General features: G+C 68.9%; 11 protein-coding genes. 6 read left to right on the top strand and 5 right to left on the bottom strand.

The annotated features are described in order from the left end of the window. A partial coding sequence (leuS, locus tag QAA18_RS11935; RefSeq protein WP_279413207.1) for a leucine--tRNA ligase occupies positions 1–2,663 on the bottom strand: 2,663 nt, incomplete at its 3' end. Positions 2,664–2,737: 74 nt separating this feature from the next. Between leuS and QAA18_RS11930 the strand changes: the two genes are divergently transcribed. After that, positions 2,738–2,983: a SemiSWEET transporter gene (locus QAA18_RS11930; RefSeq protein WP_279413205.1), complete on the top strand. Its 246-nt coding sequence runs from the start codon at positions 2,738–2,740 to the stop codon at positions 2,981–2,983. Here the strand turns inward: QAA18_RS11930 and QAA18_RS11925 are convergent. Genes QAA18_RS11925 through QAA18_RS11910 form a run of 4 tightly spaced genes read right to left on the bottom strand, consistent with a single transcriptional unit; the run spans position 2,931 to position 5,282 of the window. After that, complete coding sequence (locus tag QAA18_RS11925) at positions 2,931–3,530, bottom strand: DUF998 domain-containing protein (RefSeq protein ID WP_279413203.1); 600 nt, start codon at positions 3,528–3,530, stop codon at positions 2,931–2,933. The genes QAA18_RS11930 and QAA18_RS11925 overlap by 53 nt on opposite strands. Further along, positions 3,527–4,420 carry an acyl-CoA thioester hydrolase/BAAT C-terminal domain-containing protein gene (locus QAA18_RS11920; RefSeq protein WP_279413202.1) on the bottom strand — a complete coding sequence of 298 codons (894 nt, stop codon included), beginning with the start codon at positions 4,418–4,420 and terminating at the stop codon, positions 3,527–3,529. The genes QAA18_RS11925 and QAA18_RS11920 overlap by 4 nt, the downstream gene beginning before the upstream one ends. Further along, positions 4,417–4,635 (bottom strand): helix-turn-helix transcriptional regulator, encoded by a 219-nt coding sequence (locus QAA18_RS11915; RefSeq protein ID WP_279413201.1) that lies wholly within the window; start codon positions 4,633–4,635, stop codon positions 4,417–4,419. The genes QAA18_RS11920 and QAA18_RS11915 overlap by 4 nt, the downstream gene beginning before the upstream one ends. Further along, complete coding sequence (locus QAA18_RS11910) at positions 4,632–5,282, bottom strand: hypothetical protein (RefSeq protein WP_279413200.1); 651 nt, start codon at positions 5,280–5,282, stop codon at positions 4,632–4,634. The genes QAA18_RS11915 and QAA18_RS11910 overlap by 4 nt, the downstream gene beginning before the upstream one ends. A gap of 152 nt (positions 5,283–5,434) precedes the next feature. On the opposite strand from QAA18_RS11910, the gene trxA reads away from it, so the two are divergent. The 5 genes from trxA to QAA18_RS11885 are packed head-to-tail and all read left to right on the top strand — an operon-like array spanning position 5,435 to position 8,509. Next, complete coding sequence (trxA, locus tag QAA18_RS11905) at positions 5,435–6,328, top strand: thioredoxin (protein WP_279413198.1); 894 nt, start codon at positions 5,435–5,437, stop codon at positions 6,326–6,328. A gap of 4 nt (positions 6,329–6,332) precedes the next feature. Continuing rightward, on the top strand, positions 6,333–6,800 hold the full coding sequence (locus tag QAA18_RS11900) for a DUF4442 domain-containing protein (RefSeq protein WP_279413197.1): 468 nt from the start codon (positions 6,333–6,335) through the stop codon (positions 6,798–6,800). A 21-nt stretch (positions 6,801–6,821) separates the two neighbouring features. Then, on the top strand, positions 6,822–7,493 hold the full coding sequence (locus QAA18_RS11895; protein WP_279413194.1) for a DUF502 domain-containing protein: 672 nt from the start codon (positions 6,822–6,824) through the stop codon (positions 7,491–7,493). Continuing rightward, the gene (locus QAA18_RS11890) at positions 7,490–8,260 is read left to right on the top strand and encodes a queuosine precursor transporter (protein WP_279413193.1); all 771 of its coding nucleotides are present in this window, start codon (positions 7,490–7,492) and stop codon (positions 8,258–8,260) included. The genes QAA18_RS11895 and QAA18_RS11890 overlap by 4 nt, the downstream gene beginning before the upstream one ends. A 12-nt stretch (positions 8,261–8,272) precedes the next feature. Then, the gene (locus tag QAA18_RS11885) at positions 8,273–8,509 is read left to right on the top strand and encodes a hypothetical protein (RefSeq protein WP_279413192.1); all 237 of its coding nucleotides are present in this window, start codon (positions 8,273–8,275) and stop codon (positions 8,507–8,509) included. Positions 8,510–8,603: the final 94 nt, after the last annotated feature.

The following is an 8,603-nucleotide window of genomic DNA, read 5'->3' as shown; positions in this document are numbered from 1 at the left end:
AGGAAGCGGGCCACCCCGGGCTCGGCCAGTGCCGCCGCCTCGACCGCCTCGCGCGGAGCGTCGGGCGCGACCTCGATCGTGCCGCGCAGCTTGCCGTTGACCTGGACGGCCATGGTCACGCTGTCGCGCTGCAGCGCAGCCGGGTCGGCGCGCGGGAACGGCACGTCCTCCAGCAGCGTCTCCGGATGGCCCAGCACCTGCCACAGGGCATGGCAGACGTGCGGCGTCACCGGATTGAGCAGTAGCACCATCGCCTGCAGCACTTCGTGGCGCACGGCCCTGCCCTGCTCCGACATGTCCTCGAAGCGGGCCACGTGGTTGAGCAGTTCCATCAGCGCAGCGATCGCGGTGTTGAAACTGTGGCGGCGGCCGTAGTCGTCGCCGACCTTCTGGATCGTTTCGTGCAGTTGCCGGCGCAGGGTCTTCTGCGCGGCGTCCAGGCGCGCGGCGTCGACCTCGGGATGGTCGAGCTGCGCGGCATGTTCCTGCACTTCGCGCCAGAACCGGCGCAGGAAGCGCGCCATGCCCTCGACGCCGGTCTCGTGCCATTCCAGGGACAGTTCCGGCGGGGAGGCGAACATGGAGAACAGGCGCACCGTGTCGGCGCCGTAGCGGTCGACCATCGCCTGCGGATCGACGCCGTTGTTCTTCGACTTGGACATCTTCTCGATGCCGCCCACGTGCACCGGCTTGCCGTCGGCCTTGAGCACGGCACCGGTCACGTGTCCCTTGTCGTCGCGGGTCACGTCCACGTCCGCGGGATTGATCCACTCCCGGTTTCCGTTTTCCGTTTCCCGGTAATAGGTATCGGCGACCACCATGCCCTGGGTCAGCAGGCGCGTGGCGGGCTCGTCGCTCTTCACCAGCCCTTCGTCGCGCATGAGCTTGTGGTAGAAGCGGAAATACAGCAGGTGCAGGATCGCGTGCTCGATGCCGCCGATGTACTGGTCCACGGGCAGCCAGTGGTCGGCGCGCGCGTCGACCATGTCCTTCGCGCCCGGCGAGGTGTAGCGCGCGTAGTACCAGCTCGACTCCATGAAGGTGTCGAAGGTGTCGGTCTCGCGCTCGGCCGCGCGACCGCATTGAGGGCACTGCGTCTTGCGCCATTCCGGGTCGGCCTTGATCGGCGAGCGGACCCCGGAGAACGCGACATCCTCGGGCAGCACCACCGGCAGCTGGTCCTCCGGCACCGGCACCGCGCCGCACTTGTCGCAGTAGATCACCGGGATCGGGCAGCCCCAGTAGCGCTGGCGGCTCACGCCCCAGTCGCGCAGGCGGAAGTTGACCTTGCGCGCGCCGTTGCCGTCGGCTTCGAAACGCGCGGCCAGCGCATTGAACGCGGCGTCGAAATCCATGCCGCTGTACTCGCCCGAGTTGACGAGCGTGCCGCGTCCGGTGAAGGCGCCCTGCTGCTGGATGGAATCGAGATAGTCGCGCACCATCGCCACGGCCGCGGCGGTGTCGAAGGCATCGACCTTGCCGCCGTCGAGGGCGGCCTGGAAGGGATCGGCGTCGACGGCGACGTCGTGGCCGATCTCGCGCAGCGCATCGCGCACGCCGTCGGGCACGATCACCGGGCGCACCGGCAGGCCGTAGGCCTTGGCGAATTCCCAGTCGCGCTGGTCGTGGGCGGGCACCGCCATCACCGCGCCGGTGCCGTAGCCCATCAGTACGAAGTTGGCGACGTACACCGGCACGTCCTCGCCGGTGACCGGGTGGATCGCCCACAGGCCAGTGGCCATGCCGCGCTTTTCCTGCGTCTCGAGCTCGGCTTCGGAGACGCCGCCGTGGCGCAGGTCCTCGAGGAACGCGGCAAGTTCGGGATTGGAGCGCGCGGCCTTGAGCGCAAGCGGATGTTCGCCGGCGATGCTGATGTAGGTCACGCCCATCAGCGTGTCCGGGCGCGTGGTGTACACGGTCAGCGGCGCTTCCTCGCCGTCGACCCGGAACTGGATCTCCAGGCCTTCGGAGCGGCCGATCCAGTTGCGCTGCATGGTCTTGACCGAATCCGGCCAGCCGTCGAGCGTGTCCAGCCCGTCCAGCAGTTCCTGCGCGTAGTCGGTGATCTTGAGGACCCACTGCGGGATCTCCCGCTTCTCCACCACCGCGCCGGTGCGCCAGCCGCGGCCGTCGATCACCTGCTCGTTGGCGAGCACGGTCTGGTCGACCGGGTCCCAGTTCACCACCGCGTTGCGGCGGTAGGCCAGGCCCTTCTTCATCAGGCGCACGAACATGCGCTGTTCGTGCACGTAGTAGTCCGGCCGGCAGGTGGCGAACTCGCGCGACCAGTCGATGGCGTAACCCATGGTCTTGAGCTGGGCGCGCATGTGCTCGATGTTGGCGTAGGTCCACTTCGCCGGCGCCGTGCTGTTCTTTATCGCCGCGTTCTCGGCCGGCAGGCCGAACGCGTCCCAGCCCATCGGCTGCAGCACGTTGCGACCGTTCATGCGCTGGAAGCGGCTGATCACGTCGCCGATGGTGTAGTTGCGCACGTGGCCCACGTGCAGCGCCCCGGACGGGTACGGCAGCATCGACAGGCAATAGAACGTCGGCTTGCCGGGCTCCTCCCCGACCTCGAAGGCGCGGGTCCGCTCCCAGTACTGCTGTGCGGTCGACTCGACGGCGGCGGGATCGTAGGCGGGGCTGGGGGTATCGGTGGACACGGCACTTGCGGGCTTGGGCGGACCATGCAGCCTACCGCAGCGCACAAAAACCCGCCACGCCCCTAGAATGGGCCATGGAATGGATGGGTTACATGGCGGCCGTACTGACCACCGCGGCCTTCGTGCCGCAGGCGGCCAAGACGATCCGCAGCCGCGACACCAGCGGCATTTCGCTGTCGATGTACGTGATCTTCACCATCGGCATCGCCTGCTGGTTCGGCTACGGCATCTACCTGTCGTCCTGGCCGATGATCGTCTCCAACCTCATCACCTTCGTGCTGGCGGTCGTGATCCTGGCGCTGAAAGTGCGCCACGGCTGAGCGCCAGCCACCAGCCGAACCACAGCGCGAACGCCAGCCGCGCCGCCAACGGCGCCGGCAGGATCGCCGGCAGCGCGAGGATGGCCAGCGGTACCGCCAGCGCGGCCAGGCCGTGGACCAGGCGCGGTCGCAGGTTGCCGAAGGCCAGCAGCGCCGCGCCGGGGACGAACGCCACCCACCACACGGTCCAAGCCAGCGCGTGCTGCCGGCTGCCCACTGCTTCCATCCGCTCCGGGTCCAGCGGGAACAGGCCCTGGGCCGCGAAGGCCAGCGCCGAGATCGCTGCCAGCAGCATGCCGATGCGCAGCGGCCAGCGGGCCGCGCCCAGGCCTGCCCATCGCCAGAGGGCTGCGGCCGCCAGCGCCAGCCCGGGCAGCGCAAAACCAAAGGCGTTGAACCACCCGGGCGCGGGCGCCAGGGCCGAGCCCAGCAACGCCAGCGGATGGCGGGCGTGGCTGTAGCCCTCCCAGCCAGCGGCCGCGACCAGCGACGCGACCAGGCAGGACCCCGCGGCCAGCCACGGCAGGTACGCCGGCAGGCGTTTCATCGGCAGCTCCTTGCGAAGTGGGTGTCCAGGAAAGCCTCGATCCGCGGAAATTCGTCCAGGGGTTCGTTGTGGCCGCCCTCGACCACGATGTGTTCGGCGACATGGGCGAAACCGTGCGCGCGCAGGCGCTGCATCATTGCATCGGACATCTCCCTGGACGGCCACGCCTCGTCGCGCGTGGCCGATACCAGAAGGATCGGGCCGTTGATCCGCTCCACCGCGATCGCCGCGCGCGCCATCGCCGCGGTATCGCGCATCATGGTCTCGAACGCGCCGCGCAGGTTGCCGGTGAGCAGGTCGCCGGTGGTGCTCCAGGGCACCGGCACGAACGGCAGCGGCTGGTCGTGCAGCGAGAACGCGGGAGTGACCATGGCCTGGGTGCCGCTGGCGAAGACCGCGCTGCCGGGCACCAGGGCCACCACCGCGTCGATGTCGGGGAAATGGCTGGCCAGCAGCAGCGCGGCTTCGGCGCCGCGCGACCCGCCGATCACGGCGATGCAACCGGCGTCCACGCGTGGATCTTCGGCGGCCTGGCGGATCGCGGCATGGATGCCGTCCAGCGAGATGCGGTCGAGCCTTTCCGGTGTACCCGGGGCTCCGAAATAACCCACCGCGAGCATCGCGTAGCCCTGTTCGAGGAAACGCTCGCGCTGCCGCTTCCATGCCGGGCTTGCCCAGGCGTTGCCGCCCTCGGCACCACCGAGGCCGACCAGCAACGGACGCGGCGCGGCGCCTTCGGCCGGCATGCCTGGATAAAGCTCCACGGCCACTTTGCCATGGTTGGCCGGCAGGGTTTCCGTGTCGAAGCTGGCCACCACCCACCACATGTATGCGCCCAGCGCAGTTGCCAGCACGAGCGCGCAGATCAACAACCACTTCAGGAACTTCATCCGGGGTTGCTCCAGTGGAAAACGTCTTCGATGCGCACGTCCAGCGCGTGCGCGATGCGGAATGCGAGTTCGAGCGAAGGCGCGTACTTGCCGGCCTCCAGCGCGATGATGGTCTGCCGGGTCACGCCGCAGGCATCGGCCAGGGCCTGCTGGGTCATCTCGCCGCGCTCGAAGCGCAGCCTGCGGATGTCGTTGCCGACCGGCGTGCCGCTCATGCGGCCGCCGCGCGCCGGTCGCGCCAGTAAAGGACGGCGGCTGCCGCGTGGTCGAACCATGCGCCCAGGACGAGCGCGGCCACCAGCATCTGCGCCAGCATCGGATAGCTGAACTGCTGCAGGCGTTCGGTGGGGCTGAAGCCCAGCATCAGCGCGATGCCGACAATGGCCGCGATGGTGGCGCCGCGTCCCCAGGCCGCCGACACGTGTTCGATACGCTGGTCGCGCTCGTCGGCGAGCACGCTGCCCTTCCAGCGCTGCCTGAGCACGTACGCCAGCACCACCCAGGCCACGAACAGGGTGCCGACGTCGCGCCCGGCGGCGCCCGCCTCTGGGTTGTGCTGGATCGGCACAGGGACGGCGAACGCATCCAGGCGCAGGACGATGGCCGCGGCGACCGCGCCCAGGAAGGCGGTGCCGACCCAGGCCTGCCATTCGCCCGGGGCGATGGCCAGCTCGGCTTCGCTGCTCGGAATTCGGTGCACGGCGTCGACCATGAACCAGGTGGCCGCGACGAACACCCAGACGCCGACGAACCCCATCGATGCGCCGACGATCTCGATGCCGTCGCCGAAGAACAGCCACAAGCCGATGCCTGCGAGCAGCAGGGAGGCGATGAGTTGGGTACGCGGCTGGATCCGTGCCATGTGTCACCTGTAGCTGACTTGATGTAAGCTTCACTTTACATTTGGTGCGACCGATGTCAAGTATTTTTTACATTGGTCCGCGCAGGCGGCGCGGCGGTTGGATTCACTGCCTGTCGCCTCCATCTCGCCACCAATCCCACACGGAACTGCCCATGCCTGCCTCCCCCGCCAAGCCGCACGTGTTCGATGCCACCACCGACCGCTTCGAGGCGGAGGTCATCCAGCGTTCGCTGCAGGTGCCGGTGCTGGTCGATTTCTGGGCCGAGTGGTGCGGGCCGTGCAAGCAGCTCGGCCCGGTGCTGGAAAAGCTGGCCGGCGAATACCACGGTGCGTTCGAACTGGCCAAGGTCGATGTCGAGGCCGAACAGCAGCTGGCCGCCGCGTTCCAGATCCGTTCGATCCCGACGGTGATGCTGGTCAAGGACGGCCAGTTGGTCGACGGCTTCCCCGGTGCGCTGCCCGAGGCGCAGCTGCGCGAGTTCCTCAAGCACCACGGCATCGAACCGGGTACCCCCGCGATCGAAGGCCAGGCCACGGACGTATCCATCGAGGACGTTGCCGCGCCGCCGGTCGATCCGCACGCCGAGGTGATGCGCCTGCGCAAGGCGATCGAGGCCGAACCCGATAAGGCCGAACTCAAGCTCGACCTGGCGCTCGCCCTGCTCGCCACCGGCGGCGCGCGCGAAGCCGCGCAACTCATCGATGCCCTGCCCGCCAACCTGGCCACCGACGAACGCACGGTGAAGGCCCGCGCAAGGCTCGACTTCGCCAGCCTGCTCGCCGACGCGCCGCAGCCACAGGTGCTGCAGGCAGCGATCGACGCCAACCCCGACGACCTGCGCGCGCGCCACCTGCTGGGCGTACAGCAGATCGTCGGCGGCGATGCCGAGGCCGGGCTGGAGCAGTTCATCGAGATGCTGCGGCGCAACCGCGACTTCGACGACGGCCTGCCCAGGAAGGCATTGATCGACGCCTTCCGCATCCTCGACGACGAGGACCTGGTCGGCCGCTACCGCCGCAAGATGTCCTCCCTGCTGCTGGCCTGATCCCATGCGCAAGGTTTCCGCGCGCACCATCCGGCGCGTGCTCAACCTCTGGCCGCCGTTCCTGTTCGCGGGCATCCGCGTCGTGGCGCTCTCGGACGACTTCCGCCACGCGCGGGTCGAGCTGCGCATGCGCCCGTGGAACCGCAACTACGTCGGCACCCACTTCGGCGGCAGCCTGTTCGCGATGACCGACCCGTTCTGGATGCTGATGGTGCTCAACACCATCGGCGACGACTACATCGTCTGGGACAAGGCCGCCACCATCGAGTTCGAGAAGCCAGGGCGCGGCACGGTCGGCGCCGAGTTCCGGCTGGACGACGCCACGCTCGACGAACTGCGCGCCGCCGCGGCCGGCGGCGACAAGGTCCTGCGCTGGTTCGACGCGCCGGTGCGCGATGCCTCCGGCGAGGTGGTGGCGACGGTGCGCAAGCAGCTCTACGTCCGGCGCAAGCGGGAGCGGCGCGGCGGCTAGGGTTCCCCTACAATCCCCGCCATGTCCGCCCGTCCCACCCTCGGGATACGCCTGCAGCGCCTGTTCCTGACCGGCGTGCTGACCCTGCTGCCGATCTGGCTGACCTGGGTCGTGGTGGCGTTCGTGTTCAAGCTGCTGTCCGGGCTGAGCCGGCCGCTGGTCGATCCACTGCTCGCGCGCGCTTCCGCGCTGGACCCGCGCACCCTGGCCTGGCTGCAGGACCCGTGGGTGCAGACCGCACTGGCGCTGCTGGCGACCCTGGCGGTGATCCTGCTCGCCGGCTGGCTGGCGCGGCGCGTCGTCGGCCAGCGCCTGCTGCGCTGGTTCGAGGCCGTGGTCGCGCGCATCCCGCTGGCCAGCCTGATCTACGGCAGCGCGCGCAAGCTGCTCGACATCCTGCAGACCCAGCCCGACGGCACCCAGCGCGTGGTCCTGATCGACTTCCCGCACGACAAGATGAAGTCGGTGGGTTTCGTCACCCGCGTGATCCGCGAACAGGGTACCGGGCGCGAGCTCGCCGCGGTGTACGTGCCGACCACGCCCAACCCGACCTCGGGTTACCTGGAGATCGTGCCGGTGGAGAACATCACCCCCACCGACTGGACCGTCGACCAGGCGATGAGCTTCATCATCTCCGGCGGCGCGGTCTCGCCGGACAGCATCCCCTTCTCCGTGCCCGGGACGCGCGCTTGAAGGGGCCGCTGGACGACCGCGCCACGCGCCTGTTCATCGGCCTGGCGGCGTTCTTCTGCGTCAACGCGGTGCTGGCCGAATTCATCGGAGTCAAGATCTTCGCGCTCGAGGACACCCTCGGCCTGCGTCCGTGGGAGTGGAACCTGTTCGGCCAGAGCGGCTCGCTCAACTTCACCGCCGGCACTTTGCTGTGGCCGATCGTGTTCATCATGACCGACACGATCAACGAGTACTTCGGCAAGCGCGGCGTGCGCTTCATCAGCTGGCTGGCCGCGGGCCTGATCGTTTACGGCTTCGTGTTCGCCTTCCTCGCCATCCACCTGGCGCCGGCATCGTGGTGGGTGACCGTAGCCGAGGGCCAGGGCGTGCCCGACTACCAGGCCGCGTTTGCAGCGGTGTTCGGCCAGGGCATGTGGACCATCTGCGGATCGCTGGTGGCGTTCATGGTCGGCCAGCTGATCGACGTGCACGTATTCCACCGAATCCGCCGCCGCACCGGCGAACGCCACGCCTGGCTGCGCGCCACCGGTTCGACCGCGGTATCGCAACTGGTGGACAGTTTCGTCGTGCTCTACATCGCCTTCGTGATCGGCCCGCAGCACTGGCCGACCTCGCTGTTCCTCGCGGTGGGCACGCTCAACTACGGCTACAAGATGCTGGCCGCGATCGCGCTGATCCCGCTGCTGTACCTCGCGCGCGCCGGCATCCACCGTTACCTCGGGCGCGAGCGCGCCGACGCGCTGCGGGAACGCGCGGCGGCAATGTAGGAGCCACACGGCATGGTCGACTTCGAACACCGGCTGGTGAAACGCTGGAGCGGCGGTGCCTTCATCAAGGCGGGCCTGGCGACGATGGCCGCCGGTTTCCTGCCGATCGGGCTGTACACGCTGTTCGGTCCGGCCGACGGCAATCCGATCGGCCTGGGCCTGTTGATGGTGGTGCTGGTGCCCGTCGGCTTCCTGCTGGCGGGCGTCGGCGTGATGCGGCTGCTGATCGCCTGGCTGACGCGGCGCTAAGGCCAGTCGGCTCTACGGCAAGCGGTCAGGCGCGGCTGTCGCGGCGCCCGCCGCGGGCGCCCTGGCTCGAACGCTTCGGACCCGCCGCATGGCC

The organism is Luteimonas sp. 8-5 (genome assembly GCF_029763755.1).
GTDB lineage: Bacteria > Pseudomonadota > Gammaproteobacteria > Xanthomonadales > Xanthomonadaceae > Cognatiluteimonas.
This window is presented reverse-complemented; position numbering and strand designations above follow the sequence as displayed.

Excerpts from the sequence above, each read along its gene's own strand:
- QAA18_RS11930 (WP_279413205.1), top strand. The coding sequence starts at position 2,738 with ATGGAATGGATGGGTTACATGGCGGCCGTACTGACCACCGCGGCCTTC.
- QAA18_RS11925 (WP_279413203.1), bottom strand. The coding sequence starts at position 3,530 with ATGAAACGCCTGCCGGCGTACCTGCCGTGGCTGGCCGCGGGGTCCTGC.
- QAA18_RS11920 (WP_279413202.1), bottom strand. The coding sequence starts at position 4,420 with ATGAAGTTCCTGAAGTGGTTGTTGATCTGCGCGCTCGTGCTGGCAACT.
- QAA18_RS11915 (WP_279413201.1), bottom strand. The coding sequence starts at position 4,635 with ATGAGCGGCACGCCGGTCGGCAACGACATCCGCAGGCTGCGCTTCGAG.
- QAA18_RS11910 (WP_279413200.1), bottom strand. The coding sequence starts at position 5,282 with ATGGCACGGATCCAGCCGCGTACCCAACTCATCGCCTCCCTGCTGCTC.
- trxA (WP_279413198.1), top strand. The coding sequence starts at position 5,435 with ATGCCTGCCTCCCCCGCCAAGCCGCACGTGTTCGATGCCACCACCGAC.
- QAA18_RS11900 (WP_279413197.1), top strand. The coding sequence starts at position 6,333 with ATGCGCAAGGTTTCCGCGCGCACCATCCGGCGCGTGCTCAACCTCTGG.
- QAA18_RS11895 (WP_279413194.1), top strand. The coding sequence starts at position 6,822 with ATGTCCGCCCGTCCCACCCTCGGGATACGCCTGCAGCGCCTGTTCCTG.
- QAA18_RS11885 (WP_279413192.1), top strand. The coding sequence starts at position 8,273 with ATGGTCGACTTCGAACACCGGCTGGTGAAACGCTGGAGCGGCGGTGCC.